The organism is Acidocella aluminiidurans (assembly GCF_055383125.1).
In genome coordinates, this window is sequence record NZ_AP031589.1 from 2,244,217 (window position 1) to 2,263,918 (window position 19,702).

Annotated in this window: 24 protein-coding genes; 16 read left to right on the forward strand and 8 right to left on the reverse strand. The window is 63.8% G+C overall.

Annotated elements, in window-relative coordinates:
- Positions 1-6 precede the first annotated feature (6 nt).
- From ACZ46S_RS11150 to ACZ46S_RS11175, 6 genes are all read left to right on the forward strand, one after another.
- Positions 7-384, forward strand: coding sequence for a glycine cleavage system transcriptional repressor (locus ACZ46S_RS11150; protein WP_464061781.1), 378 nt, complete (start codon positions 7-9; stop codon positions 382-384).
- A 3-nt stretch (positions 385-387) separates the two neighbouring features.
- On the forward strand, positions 388-831 hold the full coding sequence (locus ACZ46S_RS11155; RefSeq protein ID WP_464061782.1) for a bleomycin resistance protein: 444 nt from the start codon (positions 388-390) through the stop codon (positions 829-831).
- Between the two features lie 158 nt (positions 832-989).
- Positions 990-2,345, forward strand: a complete 1,356-nt coding sequence (miaB, locus tag ACZ46S_RS11160) for a tRNA (N6-isopentenyl adenosine(37)-C2)-methylthiotransferase MiaB (protein ID WP_464061783.1) — start codon at positions 990-992, stop codon at positions 2,343-2,345.
- Entirely contained in the window at positions 2,342-3,364 is a 1,023-nt protein-coding gene (locus ACZ46S_RS11165; protein WP_295740831.1) for a PhoH family protein, read from the forward strand. The genes miaB and ACZ46S_RS11165 overlap by 4 nt, the downstream gene beginning before the upstream one ends.
- 50 nt (positions 3,365-3,414) lie before the next feature.
- Complete coding sequence (gene ybeY / locus ACZ46S_RS11170; RefSeq protein WP_464061784.1) at positions 3,415-3,855, forward strand: rRNA maturation RNase YbeY; 441 nt, start codon at positions 3,415-3,417, stop codon at positions 3,853-3,855.
- Positions 3,852-4,730, forward strand: coding sequence for a hemolysin family protein (locus tag ACZ46S_RS11175; RefSeq protein ID WP_464061785.1), 879 nt, complete (start codon positions 3,852-3,854; stop codon positions 4,728-4,730). The genes ybeY and ACZ46S_RS11175 overlap by 4 nt, the downstream gene beginning before the upstream one ends.
- A 107-nt stretch (positions 4,731-4,837) precedes the next feature.
- Here ACZ46S_RS11175 and ACZ46S_RS11180 read toward each other — a convergent pair whose 3' ends face one another.
- Together ACZ46S_RS11180 and ACZ46S_RS11185 are read right to left on the reverse strand one after the other, a co-directional pair.
- Positions 4,838-6,475 carry an NF038122 family metalloprotease gene (locus tag ACZ46S_RS11180; protein ID WP_464061786.1) on the reverse strand — a complete coding sequence of 546 codons (1,638 nt, stop codon included), beginning with the start codon at positions 6,473-6,475 and terminating at the stop codon, positions 4,838-4,840.
- An 82-nt stretch (positions 6,476-6,557) separates the two neighbouring features.
- Positions 6,558-7,340 carry an NUDIX hydrolase gene (locus tag ACZ46S_RS11185; protein ID WP_295740823.1) on the reverse strand — a complete coding sequence of 261 codons (783 nt, stop codon included), beginning with the start codon at positions 7,338-7,340 and terminating at the stop codon, positions 6,558-6,560.
- A 70-nt stretch (positions 7,341-7,410) separates the two neighbouring features.
- Between ACZ46S_RS11185 and ACZ46S_RS11190 the strand changes: the two genes are divergently transcribed.
- The 4 genes from ACZ46S_RS11190 to arfB all read left to right on the forward strand — a co-directional run bounded on the left by ACZ46S_RS11190 (position 7,411) and on the right by arfB (position 10,503).
- Entirely contained in the window at positions 7,411-9,282 is a 1,872-nt protein-coding gene (locus ACZ46S_RS11190) for an ABCB family ABC transporter ATP-binding protein/permease (protein ID WP_464061787.1), read from the forward strand.
- Positions 9,283-9,349: 67 nt separating this feature from the next.
- Positions 9,350-9,610 carry a hypothetical protein gene (locus ACZ46S_RS11195; protein ID WP_035179192.1) on the forward strand — a complete coding sequence of 87 codons (261 nt, stop codon included), beginning with the start codon at positions 9,350-9,352 and terminating at the stop codon, positions 9,608-9,610.
- 140 nt (positions 9,611-9,750) lie between these two features.
- Complete coding sequence (gene rpmB, locus ACZ46S_RS11200) at positions 9,751-10,050, forward strand: 50S ribosomal protein L28 (protein WP_234730796.1); 300 nt, start codon at positions 9,751-9,753, stop codon at positions 10,048-10,050.
- A gap of 33 nt (positions 10,051-10,083) precedes the next feature.
- A complete protein-coding gene (arfB, locus tag ACZ46S_RS11205; protein WP_464061788.1) occupies positions 10,084-10,503 on the forward strand; it encodes an alternative ribosome rescue aminoacyl-tRNA hydrolase ArfB in 420 nt (139 codons plus the stop codon).
- A gap of 86 nt (positions 10,504-10,589) precedes the next feature.
- Here arfB and ACZ46S_RS11210 read toward each other — a convergent pair whose 3' ends face one another.
- The 4 genes from ACZ46S_RS11210 to ACZ46S_RS11225 all read right to left on the reverse strand — a co-directional run bounded on the left by ACZ46S_RS11210 (position 10,590) and on the right by ACZ46S_RS11225 (position 13,072).
- The gene (locus ACZ46S_RS11210; protein ID WP_464061789.1) at positions 10,590-11,714 is read right to left on the reverse strand and encodes a 5-(carboxyamino)imidazole ribonucleotide synthase; all 1,125 of its coding nucleotides are present in this window, start codon (positions 11,712-11,714) and stop codon (positions 10,590-10,592) included.
- Complete coding sequence (gene purE / locus ACZ46S_RS11215) at positions 11,714-12,196, reverse strand: 5-(carboxyamino)imidazole ribonucleotide mutase (RefSeq protein WP_464061790.1); 483 nt, start codon at positions 12,194-12,196, stop codon at positions 11,714-11,716. The genes ACZ46S_RS11210 and purE overlap by 1 nt, the downstream gene beginning before the upstream one ends.
- Positions 12,193-12,396, reverse strand: coding sequence for a YdcH family protein (locus ACZ46S_RS11220; RefSeq protein ID WP_008495045.1), 204 nt, complete (start codon positions 12,394-12,396; stop codon positions 12,193-12,195). Before ACZ46S_RS11220 ends, purE begins: the two co-directional genes overlap by 4 nt.
- Before the next feature lie 94 nt (positions 12,397-12,490).
- Positions 12,491-13,072, reverse strand: a complete 582-nt coding sequence (locus ACZ46S_RS11225) for a TetR/AcrR family transcriptional regulator (RefSeq protein ID WP_464061791.1) — start codon at positions 13,070-13,072, stop codon at positions 12,491-12,493.
- Between the two features lie 263 nt (positions 13,073-13,335).
- On the opposite strand from ACZ46S_RS11225, the gene ACZ46S_RS11230 reads away from it, so the two are divergent.
- The 4 genes from ACZ46S_RS11230 to ACZ46S_RS11245 all read left to right on the forward strand — a co-directional run bounded on the left by ACZ46S_RS11230 (position 13,336) and on the right by ACZ46S_RS11245 (position 14,978).
- On the forward strand, positions 13,336-13,554 hold the full coding sequence (locus ACZ46S_RS11230) for a hypothetical protein (protein ID WP_464061792.1): 219 nt from the start codon (positions 13,336-13,338) through the stop codon (positions 13,552-13,554).
- A 170-nt stretch (positions 13,555-13,724) separates the two neighbouring features.
- Positions 13,725-13,943 carry a hypothetical protein gene (locus ACZ46S_RS11235; protein WP_295746067.1) on the forward strand — a complete coding sequence of 73 codons (219 nt, stop codon included), beginning with the start codon at positions 13,725-13,727 and terminating at the stop codon, positions 13,941-13,943.
- Between the two features lie 176 nt (positions 13,944-14,119).
- Complete coding sequence (locus tag ACZ46S_RS11240; RefSeq protein ID WP_464061793.1) at positions 14,120-14,371, forward strand: hypothetical protein; 252 nt, start codon at positions 14,120-14,122, stop codon at positions 14,369-14,371.
- A gap of 106 nt (positions 14,372-14,477) precedes the next feature.
- Positions 14,478-14,978 (forward strand): DUF2147 domain-containing protein, encoded by a 501-nt coding sequence (locus tag ACZ46S_RS11245; protein ID WP_464061794.1) that lies wholly within the window; start codon positions 14,478-14,480, stop codon positions 14,976-14,978.
- 209 nt (positions 14,979-15,187) lie between these two features.
- Here ACZ46S_RS11245 and ACZ46S_RS11250 read toward each other — a convergent pair whose 3' ends face one another.
- Positions 15,188-16,117, reverse strand: coding sequence for an alpha/beta hydrolase (locus tag ACZ46S_RS11250; RefSeq protein ID WP_464061795.1), 930 nt, complete (start codon positions 16,115-16,117; stop codon positions 15,188-15,190).
- Positions 16,118-16,280: 163 nt separating this feature from the next.
- Here ACZ46S_RS11250 and ACZ46S_RS11255 point away from each other — a divergent pair, with 163 nt between their 5' ends.
- On the forward strand, positions 16,281-17,510 hold the full coding sequence (locus ACZ46S_RS11255) for a glycosyltransferase (RefSeq protein WP_464061796.1): 1,230 nt from the start codon (positions 16,281-16,283) through the stop codon (positions 17,508-17,510).
- Positions 17,507-18,937: an oligosaccharide flippase family protein gene (locus tag ACZ46S_RS11260; protein WP_464061797.1), complete on the forward strand. Its 1,431-nt coding sequence runs from the start codon at positions 17,507-17,509 to the stop codon at positions 18,935-18,937. Before ACZ46S_RS11255 ends, ACZ46S_RS11260 begins: the two co-directional genes overlap by 4 nt.
- A 7-nt stretch (positions 18,938-18,944) precedes the next feature.
- Here ACZ46S_RS11260 and ACZ46S_RS11265 read toward each other — a convergent pair whose 3' ends face one another.
- Positions 18,945-19,643, reverse strand: a complete 699-nt coding sequence (locus tag ACZ46S_RS11265; protein ID WP_464061798.1) for a hypothetical protein — start codon at positions 19,641-19,643, stop codon at positions 18,945-18,947.
- Positions 19,644-19,702 lie beyond the last annotated feature (59 nt).

Here is a 19,702-nt window from a genome sequence, read left to right on the forward strand (position 1 = left end):
GGCATCGTGCTGGTGCGGCTGGCGGATGAGCAGGTGGCCGGGCTGGAAGCCAGCCTCGCCGGGCTTGCCGCCGAAGGGCTGAACGTGACGGTGCTGGCCGGCACCGAAACCGCCCCGCCGATCGAGCAGGTCACCTTCGCCCTCACCGGCAATGACCGCCCCGGCATCGTGCGCGACGTGACCGAGACCCTGCGGGGCTTGGGCGTCAATATCGAGGATTTCTCCTCCCATATCGAAAGCGCGCCCTTCACCGGCGCGGAGATGTTCCACGCCACCGCGCGCCTGGGCCTGCCCCAAGGCGTCACCGCCGAGACGGTGAGCGCGGCGCTGGAACGGCTGACCGCCGAATTCATGGTGGACATCAAAGCCCCCGAACTGGCCTGAGCCATGGCGGGCGCGCCTGAGGACATTGTCTGGCCCGCTTTGGTGCCGGAGCTTGAGGTTAGCGATCTCGCCGCCTCGCTGCGCACCTATCTCGGGCCACTCGGCTTTACCCTGCTTTATGGCCGCCCGGAGGAGGGCTTTGCCTATCTCATCCGCGACGGCGCGCATCTGATGCTCGGCGAGATCGGCGCCAGCCGGCGCTTTTCCGATGCGCCGATGGCACGGCCCTTCGGACGGGGAGTCAGTCTGCAGATCGAGATCCCGGATGTGGATCAGCTTTACCAAACCGTTCTTGCCGCTGGGCTGGAGATGCCCATTCCGCTCGAGGATAAATGGTACCGGCAGGACGAGCAGGAGGCCGGCAACCGGCAATTCGTGATTGCCGACCCTGACGGCTATCTTTTGCGCTTTTTCAGCGATCTAGGGCTGCGCCCGCACCGGGCCTAAGCCACTGCGTCTTACAACCGTCACCCGAATTTTCTTGACACGACGCGCCCCCGCATAGCCGAATAGCCTCATGCTCAGGAGGATTCTCAGGCTTTGCGCTTGACCTGCAAGCCCACCCCGCGTTTCTCCATCCGGACGAACCGGATGGATTTGAGCGCATGAGTACCCAACGCCCCCCTCGCAAGCTGCATGTCGTAACGCACGGCTGCCAGATGAATGTCTATGACAGCGCGCGGATGACCGACCTGCTGCGCCCGCTCGGCTATGAGAGCGTGGACGCGCCGGAAGGGGCGGACATGCTCATTCTCAACACCTGCCATATTCGGGAACGGGCGGAGGAGAAGGTGTTCTCCCAGCTCGGCCGCTGGCGGGTGATGAAGGAGGCCAAGGGCGGCGAGATGATGATCGCCGTCACTGGCTGCGTGGCGCAGGCGGAGGGCGAGGTGCTGGCCAAGCGCGCCCCGTTCGTGGATCTGGTGGTCGGCCCGCAAGCCTATCACCGGCTGCCGGAGCTGATCGCCCAGGCGCATCGCAAAACCGGCACGGTGATCGATACCGATTTCCCGGTCGAGCAGAAATTCGACTTCCTGCCGGACGACGCCGCCCCGCAAGGCGTGGTCTCCTTCCTCTCCATCCAGGAAGGCTGCGACAAATTCTGCTCCTTCTGCGTCGTCCCCTATACGCGCGGGGCGGAAGCCTCCCGCCCGGTCGCCAGCGTCATCGCCGAGGCGAAGCGCATGGTGGCCAAGGGGGCGAAGGAGCTGGCCTTGCTCGGGCAGAACGTGAATGCCTATCACGGCGAAGGGCCGGATGGGAAAATCTGGTCCCTCACCCGGCTGATGCAAACCCTCTCGGAGATCGAGGGGCTGGAGCGCATCCGCTACACCACCTCGCATCCCAACGACATGGCCGATGAGCTGATCCTGGCACACCGGGACAATGAAAAGCTGATGCCTTTCCTGCATCTGCCGGTGCAGTCCGGCTCGGACAAGATCCTCCGGGCGATGAACCGCAAGCACAAGGCCGATGAGTTCCGCCGCATCGTCGCAAAGCTGAAAGAGATCCGCCCGGATATGGCCTTCTCCTCGGATTTCATCGTCGGCCATCCCGGCGAAACCGATGCGGATTTCGAGGCGACGATGGCGCTGATCCGCGAGACCGGCTTCGCCTTGGCCTATTCCTTCACCTACTCGCCCCGCCCCGGCACCCCGGCGGCCGGGCTGCCGCAGGTGGAAACGGCGGTGAAGGATGCGCGGCTGCAGGAGCTGCAAGCCCTGCTGCGCCGCCAGCAGGATGAGTTCAACGCCGCGACGGTCGGGCTGGAGACGCCCGTGCTGTTTACCGGCAAGGGGCGCTATCCCGGGCAGATCGCCGGGCGCTCCCTCTGGCTGCAGCCGGTGGTGGTCGAGCATGGGCAAGACCTCACCGGGCAGGTGCGCATGGTGAAAATCCACCATGCCAACCCCAACTCTCTCTTAGGCACGCTTTTGGAACAGGAGACCATCGCCGCTTGAGCCAGATCATCACCAGCCAGCCCCGCCCTTCCCTGGTGCCGCCGCGCACCATCACCATGACCTTCGGCAATAACGTGCTTTTGTCGATGCTGCTCGGAGATCATGACCGCCATTTGGCCCGGATCGAACAGAAGCTGGGCGTGCGCCTGGCCTGCCGGGGCAACAGGATCTCGGTTTCGGGCACGGCGGAGCAGGTGGCGGCGGCGGAGGCGGCGCTGAGCACGCTCTACGGCAAGCTGGAAAAGGGTGAGACGATCGACGGCCCGCAGGTGGATGGGGTGTTGCGCATGACCGACCCGGCGAACGAGCCGCGCTTGCCGCTCTCGGACCTGCCGGCGATCCGCACCCGCAAGGGCCCGATCGGCCCGCGCAGCCAGGGCCAGGCGGAATATATCGACACGCTCGCCCGCCATGAGATGGTCTTCGGCCTCGGCCCGGCCGGCACCGGCAAGACCTATCTGGCGGTGGCGCAGGCGGTGGCGATGCTGACCTCCGGCAAGGTGGACCGCATCGTGCTCTCCCGCCCGGCGGTGGAGGCCGGCGAGCGTCTGGGCTTCCTGCCTGGCGACATGAAGGAGAAGGTGGACCCCTATCTGCGCCCGCTCTACGACGCGCTGAACGACCTGCTGCCCGGCGACCAGCTGACCCGGCGCATGGCCACCGGCGAAATCGAAATCGCCCCGCTGGCCTTCATGCGCGGCCGCACGCTGGCGCATTCCTTCGTGATCCTGGACGAGGCGCAGAATACCACGGCGGTGCAGATGAAGATGTTCCTCACCCGCATGGGCGAGGGCACGCGCATGGTGATCACCGGGGATCTCTCGCAGATCGATCTGCCGCCCAATACCCGCTCGGGCCTGGCGGATGCGCTGGAGACGCTGGAAGGCATCCAGGGCATCGGCGTCACCCGCTTCTCCAACGCCGATGTGGTCCGCCATCCGCTGGTGGCGCGCATCGTCGATGCCTATGACCAGCGCTACAAGGCGGTGAAGGAGTATTCGCGCGAGCGTCAGGGTTAACCATCCCGCGGTTGACCAATTGCGCCTCGTTTGCAACAGACATTAGGCAAATGGACGACCCTGGAAGTACCAGCCCCCTCGGGGGCGTTGAGATCGTGGTCACGGACCGGCGCTGGCGCGCCTTTGTGCCGGACGCCTTGCGCCGGGTTTCCCGTGCTCTGGCCGCCACTGGCTGCGCCGCCAGCGTGGCACTGACCGATGACCGCACGGTGAAAGCCTTGAACTACCGCGACCGCGGCAAGAACAAGCCCACCAATGTGCTCACTTATGAAGCGCCGCCGGAAATATTGCTGGCCTTCGGCGTGGTGGCGAAGGAGGCGCAAGCGCAGGGCAAAAGCATCGGCGCGCATCTGAGCCATCTGATCGTGCATGGGGCGCTGCATCTGCAGGGCTATGACCATCACCATCCCGGCGAGGCGCGGGAGATGGAGGCGGCGGAAACCCGCATCCTGGCCCGGCTCGGCGAGCCCAACCCCTGGAAAAACCGATGAGCAACGCGCTCAGCCGATTATTGGGCAAGCTGCGCAGCCCCGAGCAATCGGTGCGCGAATCGATCGCCGAGCTGATGCTCCAGCAGGAGACCAGCACGGAGGACAAGGAGGGGGAGAGCGAATCCCTCGACCTCAACGCCCAGGAACGCGCGCTGATCGGCAATGTGCTGCGGCTGCGCGACATCACCGCCGATGATGTGATGGTGCCGCGCCCGGATATCGTGGCGATGAAGGCGGATCTGTCGCTGGATGAGGCGCTGGCGCTGATCCGCAAGGAAGGCCATTCGCGTCTGCCGGTCTATCGCGACCATCTCGATGACGTTGCCGGCATGGTGCATATCAAGGATGTGTTCGGCTTCACCGGCGCGCCGGAAGAGTTCGCGCTGGAGAAAATCCTGCGCAAGCCGCTGATGGTGGCGCCGCAAGTGCCGGTGCTGGATCTGCTGCTGCAGATGCGCCTGACCCATATCCATCTGGCTTTGGTGGTGGATGAATATGGCGGCATCGACGGGCTGGTGACGATTGAGGATCTGGTCGAGACCATCGTCGGCGATATTTCGGACGAGCATGACGAGATCGAGGGGCCGATGCTGACCGAGCGCGCCGATGGCGCCTTCGACCTCAATGCAAGGCTGCCGGTGGAGGAGTTCGAGGAAAAGATCGGCCCGATCCTGTCGGAGGATGAGCGCGATGCGGATATCGAAACCGTCGGCGGGCTGGTGTTCAACCTGGCGGAACGGGTGCCGGCGCGGGGCGAGCTGATCACGCACCCGTCGGGGGTGGAGTTTCTGGTGCTGGATGCGGATGCCAGGCGCATCCGGCGGCTGCGGGCGAAGCGGCTGCACCCGGCGGAACCAGCCCCGGACGAAAGTTAAAAAGTTTTTTGGTGCCGCTTTTTTTCAAAAAAGCGGCAAAAACGCCGGGGCGTGTGCACCGGCGTTGCCAAAACCCCCAAATTTTTACAGCCCTTTTTGGAAAACTTTCAGGCCGCCGCGCGGTTTTGCGTATCGCCCCCCAACAGCGCCCCGTCACTCGCCCGCCGCACGCTGATCGCGCCGCTCACCCCGTCCGGCAGCGCCACCGAAAACCCGTAAATCCCCTTGCCGATCCCCGCCACCCGCAAATCCTGCCGGTAGCTGTTCGCCACCACCCGCGCCAGCACCGTGCCGCCCGCCAGCACCAGCAGCTCCACCGGCAGCTCCGGGGTTTGCGGGCACCAGGCCCAGCCGCGGCAAAGCGCCGGCCCGGCCTCGTCCAGCACACCCTGCATCGCCCCCTCCGCCATCCCGCCGGCCAGACCGGCGCGCCGGTTCACCCAATCCCGAACCGCCTCCAGCATCCAGCCATCATCATGGCGCGGCGCGCAGCTCTCGTAGGGCTCGTCCGGTGCGCACGGATAGAGTGCCGCATATTCCGCCGCATTCTGGAACCAGCTGCGCGGCGTGCCGTTGAGATAGCTCTCGCTCAGCGCCCCGTCCGCGCGCAGCAGATCATGCCGCTCCAGCTGGATATGCCGATATTCGACCTTCCCCTTGCAGGGCGTCTGCAACACGTTCACCCCGTTCACCAGCCGCCAGGCCGGCACCAGCACGCCGTGCAGGAAAATCCCGTGCCCGGGCGAGACCCGCATCGCGCAGCGCGGCATCCCCTCGCCCAGCGACCCCGGCAGAAAGGTCACCGGCAGCATCAGCGGATTCTGCGCCAGGAAGCGCCCCTCATACGCGCTCTTGCCGATCCATCTGATCCGCGCCGGGCCATTTGGCGTCCAGACCTCATCGCCGATGCGCAGCTTTTCCACCTTCCTGTCGCCAAGCGGGGTTTCGATCATCGTGCCGGGACAGAAACAGGCAATGTCGAAGCCCAGCACGCTCATCAGCGTGGTATCCAGCGCGGTGATGCTGGTCGCGTAACCGGGATAGGCATAGGCCCCGAAGGCATCATTGCGATATTGCGGCTGATCCGCCCAGTCGCTGTTGTCGCTGGTGGTGTCGAAGCTGGCGAGGCTGGTCTTGCCGCCATCCAGGGAAAAGAAGGTCGGCGCGTAAGGCGTGCTCTGCAGCGTGCCGGCCGAGGCATAGGCGTAGAGATCCATGAGGGCGTAATTCGCGCCATCGTTGAAATCGATCCGCCCCAGCGCATGTGTCAGCTCATGCTCGGCGGTGCCGATAAAGCTGACCTCCCCCGCCACCGCCGCCGTGCCGAAGCTCAGCACCCCGCCGCCCGTGCCAAAGGTGGCGCTGCCATCGATCCCGGCAAATTCGCTGGACAAGGCGGCATCGCCAAGGCCCAGCGCCTGGGCCTGCGCCATGGTCAGATAAAGCCCGGCGCCATGAGTCGGATCCGTGCTCGGCAAGGCATCGACAGCGGCAATCTGCGTCGCGGTCTGCGCATGGGCGCGCAACGCCGCCACCACGCTGGCATAGCTGTAGAGACCATTGGTGCTGAGATCGGGCGTCGCCTCCCCCAGCACCTGGCCGCTGCTGTCCCAGCCGATATCGATGCTGACGGTGATATTATTGCTAATCAGCGCATCCAGCTGATTGGCGGCATACTGCATCGCCGAGTCGAACCCGGACGGCGCCAGAGACGTACTGCCTTCGTAAATCAGCTGAATGTCCATGAAATCCTCCCGGGAGAGTTTCTTGGCCTCAGGTTAACATTCAGTAAGCAGAAACGCAGCTGGAAATGACCATTCAGAAACCTTAACTGCCGGCCGGCGTGGCGAGGGCGGCGCGCAGCATCTGCGCGTCGTCCGGCGCGAACAGGCCCTGGCGCAGCAGCAGGTCGGTCAGCACCAGCACGACGTTGAATTTGAAGGCATCGCTGGTCAGCAGCGTCTCACGCACCTGTTCCAGCGGCCAGAGCGCGAAGCTCTCCACCTCGCCATCCAGGGCGCGCGGGGTGAAATCCTCGGGTAGCTCCAGGTCGTAAGCGTAGAGAAAATCCCGCCGCAGCCCTTCCGGGCGCTCCATGTCATAGCGAAACCGGGCCACCTCCACCGCCCTTGCCGCCAGCGTCTCCTCCAGCCCGGCCTCTTCCTCGGCTTCCTTCAGCAGCGTCGCAAACGGCGAGAGCCCGGCCGGCACCCCGCCGGCGACCAGATGGTCCAGCTTGCCCGGGTCCAGCTTCTTGTTCGCCGCGCGTTTGGCGACCCAGAGATGCAGCCCGTCGGCGCGGCGCACCAGCCCGTTCAGATGCACCCCGACCCCGATCACCCCAAAGCTGGGCAGCGCCCCGCGGTCCAAAACACCGAGCACGTCCCCTTCCGGCGCCGCCCGCACATCGAAATCCTCGGCCCGGGTGGGAATGCCGATGGCGCGCGCCAGCTCGTTCAGCCGGGGCAGCAATGCCGGCGGCAGCACCACCGCGCCCGATGAAATTTCAATGGCGGGTTCGATGCCGCGCAGCTGCTCGGCCAGCGCCGGTTTCACAAAGCCGAAACGCCGCGCCCCGCTGCGCAGGACCAGCCGTTCCCCCGGCAGCATGGCTGAGTGGCAGGATCGGATATCAGCTAAAAGCTTTGCAATTTGCGAGTCAGATGCCATGTGCAGGCTCATGACCCGATCCCGCGCCCGTGCCAACCCCCATCTGGCACCCAATGCGACCGCCAAGACCGCCAAAGGCTCGCTGAAAACCATCCTCTCGCTCTTCCCCTATCTCTGGCCGCAGGGCGAGACCGGGTTGCGGGTGAAGCTCGTCTTCGCCGCCGCCTGCTTGCTGCTGGCGAAAATCGGCACGGTCTATGTGCCGGTGGTCTATGGCCATCTGGTCGACCGGCTGACCCATCTGGATAACGCCATCGCGGTGCCGCTGGCGATGATCGGCGGCTATGTCGCGGTGCGCATCGCCAGTGCCGCCTTTGGCGAGCTGCGCGATGCGCTCTTCGCCGGGGTGCAGATGCGCGCCTCGCGCGTCGTCGCCCGGCGCACCTTCGAGCATCTGCACGCGCTCTCGATGCGCTTTCACCTGGACCGGCAGACCGGCGGGCTCTCCAACATCATCCTGCGCGGCACGCTGGGCATCCAGTCCGTGCTGCGCCTGGCCGCGTTCAATCTGGTGCCGACGCTGATCGAGCTGCTGCTCACCACCTTCATGCTCTGGCATCTGTTCAATGCCTGGTATGCGCTGATCGCCTTCTTCGCCATCGGCCTCTACATCTTCTTCACCCTCTCCTTCACCACCTGGCGCACCAAATTCCGCCGCACGATGAACGAGACCGATAACGAGGCGCAGACCAAAGCGATCGACAGCCTGCTGAATTTCGAGACGGTGAAATATTTCGGCAATGAGGCGCATGAGGCGGCGCGGTTCGATGAAAGCCTGGCCCGGTTCGAAAAAGCCTCGGTGAAATCGCAGGTTTCGCTGAACATGCTGAATATCGGCCAGGCGGTGATCATCTCGCTGGCCCTGGGCGCGATGATGGTGATGGCCGCTTTCGGCGTGGCGCATCACACGATGAGCGTCGGCAGCTTCGTGCTGGTCAACACCTATCTGCTGCAGCTTTACGTGCCGCTGAATTTCCTCGGCTTCTCCTACCTCACCCTCAATCAGGGGCTGGTGGATATGGAGCAGATGTTCCGGCTTTTGAACGTCAACCAGGAGGTGCAGGACGCCCCCGACGCCGCCGCCATCCCCCACCAGGGCGCCCCGGCCGAAATCCGCTTCGAGGATGTGCAGTTCGCCTACAATCCGGACCGGCAGATCCTCAAAGGGGTCAGCTTCACCGCCGCGCCGGGGCAGAAGATCGCCATTGTCGGCCCCACCGGCTCGGGCAAATCCACCATCTCGCGCCTGCTCTTCCGGTTTTACGACGCCACTGGCGGCCGGGTGCTGGTGGATGGGCAGGATGTGCGTGACATCCGCCAGCATGATCTGCGCGCCGCCATCGGCGTGGTGCCGCAGGATACGGTGCTGTTCAATGACAGCATCTATTACAACATTGCCTATGGCCGCCCCGGCTGCTCGCGCGCCGAGGTGGAGGAGGCCGCGCGCCTCGCCCAGATCCATGATTTCATCACCTCGCTGCCGCAGGGCTACGAGACCAAGGTGGGCGAACGCGGGCTGAAGCTCTCCGGCGGCGAGAAGCAGCGTGTCGCCATCGCCCGCACCATCCTGAAAAACCCCCGCATCCTGATCCTGGACGAGGCGACCAGCGCGCTGGATACCGCGACCGAGCAGGGCATCTCCGCCGCCCTGCGCTCCGTGGCGCAGCACCGCACCACGCTGGTCATCGCGCATCGCCTCTCCACCGTCACCGACTCGGACGAGATTTTGGTGCTGCAGCAGGGCGTGGTGGCCGAGCGCGGAACCCATGCGGCGCTGCTCGCCGCCGGCGGGCTCTATGCCGCGATGTGGGCGGCACAGGCGGTGATGGACGACGAAAATGCCACGCCGGCGGAAAAAACCGCCCCGAGCCCCGCGGAATAAACCTTCCCTTGGTGGCGGCACCCGCCGCCACCAGATAAGAGAGCCGGAAATTTTTGAACGGATGACCATGACCGACGATCGACAAGCCCCGCCCGAACAAGAGCTCAGCCACGCCGGTTCCGTCGTGGACAAAGCGATTGAGTATATGGTCGGCAAGGATATCTCGGAGCTGGCCATCGCCTCCGCCCTGCTCGGCGGCGCCATGGGGTTGCTGACCCGCGTGCTGCCGGATGCGGTGGTGGTGCAGATCCTGGAAAACGCCATCGAGAGCGTCGAGTCCGGTGAGATGCGCGGCACCGCGGGCAAGGATCACGCCGGCGAGGCGTAAAGATTCAAGCCCCGCGCTGAATCAACGGCCAGCCTTGCGCGAACCCGCTTGACGATGCCCCCCGCTTGCGCCATAAGCCGCCCCGAATTTCCGGGCTGGCCCCTGCCAGCCCGCTTTGCGTTTTATTGAGGAAAAGTATCATGGCCCGCCGTTGCGACCTGACCGGAAAGACCGTGCAAGCTGGCAATAACGTCAGCCACGCGAACAATAAGAGCCGCCGCCGGTTCCTGCCCAACCTGCAGGTCACCACGTTGCTCTCCGACACGCTCGGTGCCGTTCGCCTGCGCCTGTCCACCCGCGCGATCCGCACGATCGAGCATAATGGCGGCCTGGACGCCTATCTGCTCGCCCATTCCGACGCGAAGCTGACCACCGAAGGCCTGGCGCTGAAGCGCCGCCTCGAGCGCGCCACGGCGAAGAAAGAAGCCAAGGCCGCCTGATTTCGCGCCGGGGCCGTTTATTGAGAGGCTCCGATGCTGATACCGGTTACAGATCACCTCCAGATCAGCGATACTGATCTGGAGGAATTTTTTACCCCGGCCTCCGGACCTGGCGGACAGAACGTCAACAAGGTCTCGACCGCGGTGCAGCTGCGCTTCAACCTCGTCGGCAACACCACCTTGCCCGGCCATGTCAAAGCCCGCCTTGCCCGCCTCGCCGGCAAGCGCCTGACGCTGAGCGGGCATATCCTGATCGATTCCGAAGAGCATCGCTCCCAGCTGCGCAACCGCGAGGAGGCGCGCGAGAAGCTGTTCGCCTTGATCCAGGAGGCCGCCATCATCCCGAAGGCACGGCGCGCCACCAAGCCCACCAAGGCCTCGAAAACCCGGCGGCTGGATGCGAAATCGCGCCGCGGGGACATCAAGCGGATGCGCCAGAGCAAGGATTACTGAGTAAAATTTTTCGGGTGGCGACACTGACATTGCCGCCGCCCCAAACATTTTCCGCCGTTTTTTGAAAAAAGCGGCACCAAAAACTTTTACGCCTCTTCCGCCAAAGCCAAGGCGTCCGCGATGCCAAACTCGCCCGGCAGCGCGCCTTTGGGAAAGAGCCGGTTGAAATGCGCCATCTTGCGGCCGGGACGGGCCTCCGTCTTGCCGTAATGATGTGGGATCAGCCCCGGGGTCGCCAGCACGCGCGGCCAGGTCGCCATGTCCTCCGGGCCGATCAGATTCTTCATCACCGCGTCCGAATGCCGCACCGCCGGCGGCAGAGGCAGCCCCGCCACGGCGCGGATGTGCATCTCGAACTGCCCGCAGGGGCAGGCATCCATCGTCCAATGGCCGGAATTATGCGGCCGGGGGGCGATCTCATTCACCAGCAGCGCGCCGGTGGCGGTGACGAACATCTCCACCCCCAGCAGCCCGACCAGTTCCAGCCTCTCGGCGATCAGCCGGGCAATGCTTTGCGCCTCCTCCAGAATCTCCGGCCCGAACGGCGCCGGGGCGATGGTGAGGTCGAGAATATGATGCTTGTGGCGGTTCTCCACCGCGTCGAAACAGACGATGGTCCCGTCCACCCCGCGCGCCACCATCACCGAAATCTCGGCGGCGAAATCCACGAACCCTTCCAGAACCAGCGGCTTCGGCGCCAGTCTCTCGAAGGCGGGCGCCAGATCCTCCGGCGCGCGCAGCATCGCCTGGCCTTTGCCGTCATAGCCCAGACGGGTGGTTTTCAGCACCGCAGGCAGGCCAAGCTCCGCCACCGCCGCCTCCAGCGCCGCCAGGCTCTCCACCTTGGCCCAGGGCGCGGTGGCGATGCCGGCATCGTTCAGGAACTGCTTTTCCAGCAGCCGGTCCTGGCTGATGGCGAGGATTTTCGCCCCCGGCCGCACCGGCTTCAGGCTTTCCAGCAGCGCCAGCGAGGCGGCGGGCAGGTTTTCAAATTCGAAGGTGACCACATCCACCGCCTCGGCGAAGGATCGTAGCGCTTCGAGATCATCATACGCTGCGATGATGTTGCGCGCCGCCACCTGCGCCGCCGGGCCATCGCGCTCCGGCGAGAACACATGCACGAGGAACCCCAGCCGCGCCGCCGCCTGGGCGGACATCCGCCCGAGCTGGCCGCCGCCGATCATGCCGATCACCGATCCGGGCGGCAGCATCAGACCGGGTCCTCCGGCACGCTGGCCGTCTGCGCGGATCGCAGCGCTGCGATCCGCGAAGCCAGCTCCGGGTCGGAGAGGGCGAGAATCGAGGCGGCGAGAATGCCGGCATTGATCGCGCCCGGCTTGCCGATGGCGAGCGTGCCGACGGGAATCCCGCCTGGCATCTGCACAATGGAGAGCAAGGCATCCTGCCCGTTCAGCGCGGTCACCGCCACCGGCACGCCCAGCACCGGCAGATTGGTCATCGAGGCCGCCATGCCCGGCAGATGCGCCGCCCCGCCAGCCCCGGCGATGATGATTTTAAGCCCCCGTGCCTGCGCGCCGCCGGCATATTCCACCAGACGATGCGGGGTGCGATGCGCGGAGACCACCTTGGCCTCATAAGGCACGCCAAGCTTTTCAAGCATTTGCGCGGCATGTTCCATCACCGGCCAGTCCGAACGGCTGCCCATGATAATCCCGACCAGAGGCTGGCTCATGCCGTGCGGTCCGGGATCAACCGGCTTTCCAGCCGGGAAATCTCATCTTTCAAACCGAGTTTCCGCTTCTTCAATCTTTGCAGATGCAGCTGATCCACCGGACCTAGGTCGGTAATCCGCGTGATGACGGTATCGAGGTCCCGGTGCTCGCTGCGCAACGCATGCAGCCGGCGCAGCAGATTGTCTTTGTCGGTCAGCATGGGCGAGCAATAGAGAAATTCCCGCGCCGCGCATACGGGAATTTTGCAGTCCCCGTGCGATTTCCGCGGGCCGGAGCCGGCCGCGCTTGTGCCGTTATTTCAGCACCTTCTGCAGGATCTGTCGGCGGCAGCGCTCGATCGGGCTGGGATTCTGCACCACCCGCGCGATCAGGATCGCGCCTTGCAGCGAGCTGTAGATGAAGCCGGCGGTATCCAGGCAATCCAGATCCGGCGCCAGCTCGCCAGAGGCGACACCCTCCTCCAGCGCCTGCGCCAGCGCATCCCGGATATCCTGGAAAATTTTCGCCAAACGCAGCCGCAGCACCTCGGACTGGTCCGCCACTTCGGCGCAGAAATTCCCGACCAGGCAGCCGCCACGCATGTTGCTGGCGGTGAGGTTTTCGATCACATGGTCGAAATAGGACGCCACACGCTCGCGCACCGGACGGGAGCGGTCATGGAAGGTCTTGCCGATCACCTCCTGCACGCGCTCATGATAGCGCTCCAGAATTTCCAGCCCGAACATCCCCTTTGAGGGGAAATGATTGGTGAAGGAGCCCAGCGGGACGCTGGCGGCACTGGCGATGTCGCGCACCGAGGCCCCGGAAAAGCCCCGCTCATGAACGACGCGCAGGCCTTCAGTGAGGATTTTTTCGCGGTTAGAGGGTCTAGCCATGGGTTTGATCGCATCTGTTGCAGGACATGATGCCCATTAAGTACGTTCGTACGTCTTAATACGCAAGAAAAAAGCGCCAAAACCAAAAGAAAGCCGCTCTCGATTGCGATCAACGCATGACTAAAAGATTTTCATGCAAAAAACGCATGTCTGAGTTTACGTACGTCCGTTCTAATTTTTCTTGCAAGCGTACGTACGTCCATCTAAATCAGGCTCATCGAAAGGGCGACCTGCCCAGCCGAAATCGAAAAGGAAAACTTCTCATGTCTCGTTTCACCGCTGTCGCCTCCGCCGCTCTGATCGCCGCCTCCCTGGCTCCGATCGCCGCCAACGCGCAGTCCTACCGTCCGGCCACCAGCGTTGCCTCTTATAATCAGCAGTCCAACCAGAATATCCCGGCCTTCCCGTCCGCCAGCAGCCACCGCATGCCGGTCGCCGATCGCCAGGTTGGCGCCCCGATCTCCGACAGCACGGCTGGCTAGAGCAATATGTGTTTAGGTTGGCGCGCCAGCGTCAAAATAAACACATGAAATTGCTCGTCAAAATGAAAGCTAGAGCGTTCAGCTAAAAGCTGAAGGCTCTAAGCCGGCCCGGCTCAATCCGCAGCAAAGCGGAACCCCTTTGGACATCTAACTCAATTCAGGAGTGTATCATGAACCGCATCTCTCAAATCGCTTCCGCCGCCCTGCTGGCCGCATCCCTGGCCCCTGTCGCCGCGATCGCCGCACCCAGCAATTTCCATGTGAACACCAGCGTCGCCCAGTATAACCCGCAGGCGAACCAGGCCGCCCAGAATGGCTTTGCTGGCAAGCAGACCCCGGTTGCCCTGCGCCATATCGGCGGCGCCGCGTCCGACAGCACCGGCGGCTAATCCGCCTTTGTGAGATCAACGGCCGCCTTGCGGATCAGACCGGCGAAAGCCGAACCGCCTGGATAGCGGCCTCTCTCGCCTCCCAGACGCAATGGCTCGACATACCGAAGCGGCGGCGCCCCGCCGCCCGCTCCGGGCCTTGCTCCGAGAATTTCATTTCAAAAAAAGAGTGTATCATGCCTCGTATGTCTCGTTTCGCGGCCGCCGCGTTTCTGGCCGTTTCCCTAACCCCCTTCGCCGCCCAGGCCCGCACCGGCGATATCCACCCCACCGCCCCGCGCCATCTGGTGCGTATTGCCCCGGCCCCGCAGATCAACCAGCTTCATGGTCGCAGCGCTGAGAACGGCCAGGTGCCGGTTCAGTTCGGCACCGCGCCGGGTGGTGTCGATTATGCCAATAATGCTGGCCAGAACGACATTTCCGGCTAACACGGCCGCCCACGGCCCGGCGGTGCCATAAACCAGCCCTTCCAGACCTCCCGCCTGGCCGCGCCCGCGGCGACGGGAAGGCTCTGCAACCCCAAGGAATTTTGTGATGTCGAGCGAACGTTTCGCGGCCCTGCTCTCCTGGGCGGGCATGGCGACCGTGCTTGTGCTCTGCCTTGGACTCTCCGTCCTCCCGGCCCGCGCTGCAACGCCTGGCCCCGTAGGAAGCTGGGTCACCGCCAGCCATGACGCGGTCATTCAAATCTCCCCCTGCGGCGACAAATTATGTGGCGCCATCGAGGGCATGGTGCTCAACCAGACCGAGCCCACCCCGACCGATTGGGCCGGCCAGAGCCAATGCGGGCTGGTCATTCTGCAGGCCGACGCCACCGCGCGCAGCCAGGATGATGGCAGCCGCGCCTGGTATGGCCATATCACCAATCCCCGCAACGGGTCGGTTTATCAGATCAAGCTGACGCTGGACCGGCGGGGCGATCTGCGGCTGCGCGGCTATGTCGGGTTGCCGCTTTTTGGTGCGACCCAGATCTGGAGCGCTTTTCAGGGCCAGCTTGCCGCCAAGGATTGCCGGTTGAGCGGCATCTCCAGCTAACTGAAGCCGGTCGAGTTATCGCACGATGAAAATGATAATTATTCTCATTGACTCGTACCGCCGATCTGCTAATCTGCCTTCGTGGCTCCATCTCGATCTGGACATCCGGATGGCGGCATGGCCGGGCGGCGCTCTTGGGCGCCTCTCCCGGGGATCGCGTTAAACTTGGCAAAGCCATTGGGGCGTTCACACGGTGGACGCCCCCTTTTTCATGCTCTGACCAGCATGCGCTGGGCGCGCAGCCAGTTTTCATACCAGGACGGCCATTCCATTGTCGGGGTGCCAGGGCGGCCCATGCCGAAGCCGTGGCCGCCGCTGGGGAGCTGGTGAAAATCCACCGGGACCCCGGCCTGTTTGCAGGCCCGCGCCATGATGATGGTGTTGGCGGGGTTGGAAATTGGGTCGTCCTTGGCCTGCACCAGAAAGAAAGACGGGGCGCCGGGGCGCAGATGCGTCTGCACCGACCATTCCGCCCGCGCCTGCGGGCTGGCATCCTGGCCGACCAGGATTTTCGCGGTGGAGGTGTGCTGGTAAGGCGGCTCCAGCGTGATGATCGGATAGGCCAAGGCCGCATTATCCGGCCGGGCGGAGAGGAAATCCGCCCCGTCCACCGGCGCGTAAGAGTGAAAATCCGACCAATCCGCCGCCAGCCCCAGCAAGTGCCCGCCGGCGGAGAAGCCCAGCACGCCGAGCCTTTGTGCATCCAGCCCATAGCGCTTGGCACGGGCGCGGATGAGGCGGATGGCGCGTTGCGCATCCTGAAGCGGCGCCTGCGGTCCGGCGGCCCAGCCCTCATCCGGCAGCCGATAGGCCAAGGTAAAAGCGGTGATGCCGCGCGCATTCAGCCAAAGCGCGGCCGGGTCGGCCTCCATGCCCATCTCGATATGCCGGTAGCCGCCGCCGCCCGCCACCAGCACCGCCGCGCCATTGGGCGCCTGCGGGCGGTAGAGGGTGAGATAAGGGGCGGGAATATCGCGCACGCTGCCCTTGGCGCTGACCCGTTCCGGCCCTTGCGGCCCACCCCCGCCCGGCGGCGTGCCCGGCCAGAGCGGGATGCGCTCCGGTGCGGGGCCGGCCAGGGCGGCTTGGGCGACCAGGGCGGCACCGGCGGCGGCGAGAAGGGGGCGGCGGCCGATCATCTGCGTCTCCATAGGCTGTTCATGACAGAGCTAATCCTGCCGATGATGCGCGTCCGCGGCAATTTGCAACGGAGCGTGACAGGCGGGCTTATTGATCCCGCACGGGGTTACCGGGTAGGTATCCGCGCCGGGTTCCCGGCCTGTTTCTGATCGCCGGGACCATATGAAAATCCTCTTCGCCTTTGAAAACCCCCTGCCCAGCGCCGAGGCGGATGCGGAAGTCTTCACCACCACCGCGCGCTATCTGGCCCCGCATCTGCAGGCGGCCTGGCTGCATGTGCCGATGGCGCCTGACAATCTGCCGGCGCTGACCACGCGGCTGGGCATGCCGCTGATCAGCGCCTTCGCGCCGCTGAAGCCGGCCGCCTGGCGGCATATTCTGTGCGGGCTGACGATCGGGCTGCGCAGCGCCTTCAGGGCCGCGGATCTGGTTTATACCCGCAATCTCTGGGTGGCGTGGATGGCGCTGCGCTGCGGGCAGCGCGTGGTGTTCGACCATTATCGCCCCTGGCCGGACCAGATTCCGCCGCTGCAATATTGGCTCTACCGGCTGTTCAGCCATAAAAACTTCCTCGGCTCGGTCTGCCATTCCGAATATACGCGCCAGAAATATATCGAGCTGGGCGTGCCGCCGGAGAAGCTGCGCTGCATCCATAACGGCTTCGAGCCGCAGCGTTTCGCCGCGCCGGTTCCTCTGGCCGAGGCGAAAGCGCGCATTGGCATCGATCCGGCGGCGAAAACCGTGATCTATACTGGGCGGGTGAATCATAAGAAGGGGCTGGAGCTGGTGATCGAGGCGGCGAAGCGTCTGCCGCAGCTCACCTTCCTGTTTGTCGGCTCCTATGGCGAAGGCTCGGTGGAGGCGCTGGCAAAGAGCGTGCCGAATGTGGTGATCGTGCCCTGGCAGACCGAGGCGACTCTGGGCAACTACATCCATGCCGCCGATGTGCTGCTGATCCCGCCCTCATTCCAGCCGCTGGCGAAGTTCGGCTCCACCGTGCTGCCGCTCAAACTGTTTTTCTATCTCGGCTCCGGGCGGCCGATTCTAGCGGGGAATACGCCGGATGTGGCCGAGGTGCTGAAGCATGACGAGAATGCGCTGCTGGTGCAGCCGGATGATCTGGAGGCGCTGGTGGCGGGGCTTTCGGCGCTGACCACCGACGACGCGCTGGCGGCCAGGCTGGCGGCCGGGGCGGCGACGGATAGTCTTGGCTATACCTGGGCGGCGCGGGCGGAGAAGATCATCGCGCAGGTGAAAGACTGGGCGGCGGAAACAACGCCACGCCCCGGGCTGTGGGGAGCAGCGCAGAGTGCGCGCTGGCGCCAGGGCTCGGCGCGCTGGCTGCTTCATTTCATCCGCACCCGGGCGCCGGTTTTGCCGCCGGACGCATGAGCGAAAGCGAGCATCAGCGCCATCTCGGGCGCGGCTTCAACTGGCTGGGCGGGGCCGCCATCGTCGCCAAGGTGACGGATTTCGCCACCATCGTCGCGGTGCTGGTGTTTTTGACCAAGACTCAGGTTGGCATCGGCTCGCTGGTGCTGGCGGTGGGCATGGTGGTGGAGGCGTTCGATGGGCTGGGCACCGGCGATGCGCTGGTGCAGGCGAAGGACGTGAGCCAGGCGGCGCTCTCCTCGCTGTTCTGGTTCATTCTGGTGCTGGCGGTGATTGTGGGCAGCGCGGCGGTGGCGCTCTCACCGGCCATTGGCTGGCTTTATGGCGTCTCCGGCGTGCCACTTTATTTTCTGGCGCTGGCGGCCAAGCAGCCGCTGGTGGGGGCGGCGGTGATTCCGCTGGCCTTGCTGAATCGCGCGCTGGCTTATGAGAAAATCGCGATGGTGAATGTCGGCGCGACCTTCGGCGCGGCGCTGGTGCGGTTGGGCATTGCGGTGGCGGGCGGCGGGGCCTGGGCGCTGGTGGGCGGGTATTTTGCCTCCGGCGTGTTCATTCTGGCGGGCGCGCTGATGGCGAACCGCTTTGTGCCGCGCTGGCATTTTGCCTTTGGCGAGATCAGGGCGCTGGTGGATTTCGGCTGGCGCTCGGCCAGCGCGAACATCTTCGAGCAGATTTTCAAGAATATCGATTTCCTGCTGGTCGGCTGGTTTTACGGGCCGGCGATGCTGGCGGTGTACCGGGTGGCGTTTGACGTGGCGATGGAGCCGGCAATGGCGGTGGGCACCATCGTCAACCGCGCCGCACAGCCGGTGTTCGCGAAAGTGGCGGCGGCGCCTGCGGAGTTGCGGGCGGCTTTGTTATGGTCGCTGCAGCGTCTGGCGAGTCTGGTGGCGCCGTGCATGGCGGGGCTGGGGCTGATGGCGGTGCCGCTGATGGGGCTGCTGCATGATTCTCAAGGCCACAGCTATGCGGATGCGGCGCGGCCCTTGCAGATTCTGGCGGCTGCGGCGGTGCTGCGCATCGCCTCGCAATTGATCACACCGCTGCTGCTAGGCACCGGGCAGCCGGGCAAGGCGGCGACGATTTCATTCGCAACCTTGGCTATGCTGGGCGGGTTTATTCTCACGGCGGGAATTTTCGTGCATGGCGAGGCAGGGCTGCTGGCGGTCTCGGCGGCGTGGCTGGCGGTGTATCCGTTTTTGCTGAGCTGGAGTGTGGGGTATTTGCGGCGGGAATGGGATATTTCCGCGCTGGCGCTGGCGAAACCGTTTTTACGGCCGGGGCTGGCGGTGGCGGGGATGGTGGGGCTGTGCCTGGCGGCGCGGGCGCTGCCGTTTGGGGAGTTGCCGGTGGTACGGATTGCGGTGGCGCTGGTGGCGACGGGGCTTGGGTATGGGGGGCTAATTTGGGGGCGGGAGAAAACTTGAAGTAAGCTTACAACGAGTTGCTGAGTCTATTTCTCAATAGATTTTCGATTTCCTGTAAATTTTGCATTCCGCTCGTCAGAAGTTCAAGTGACGCTGGCTCTTGAATTTTTGATTGCTCTGAGAAGTTCATCCATTTCTCGACACGCGCACGATGATAGAGGTCAATTTCTTGGGTTATACGTTTTCTCACCTCCTCATTAAGAAAAATCGATTCTTCCATAAGACAAATCCGCATCTCATAAATTGAGTTTTGGGCGGAGTTTATTTCTCTCCAATGCATTTGCTTTGAATACTCACTGTTTCGATTGGGGGAAGTCTTTATTGAGGCCTTGGCTCGGTCAGTTAAATCTTCCCTCGAAAGAAACGCTTCCAAATCCTCCTCGGACAAACTCTTCAAATCTGGAATTTGTCTAAAACCCACCAGACATTGGTTGATCTCGACAAACGCCGAAATTAGCTTTTTCCAAACAAGTATTGTTGCGTTAAATTCCTTTTCATTTGCCCTAATTCCACGATCTTTCAATCGATCGAGATCAGATTTTAGCTTATCTATCTGCATTTGATGGGTCGAATTAATCGCTGCAATTTTCTGTTGAAAGATGTGTTCAACGTATTTTTTCCCGAAGATTACCGGTAAAGACGTTACAAAAAAAACACCTGAACCAATAAAACCAAAACCGATGGATTCGACCGCTGCCCAAAACATTTAAAACCGCCATGTCATTTTTGTTATTATATCATAACATCAAAAGCGTTCAATAAATT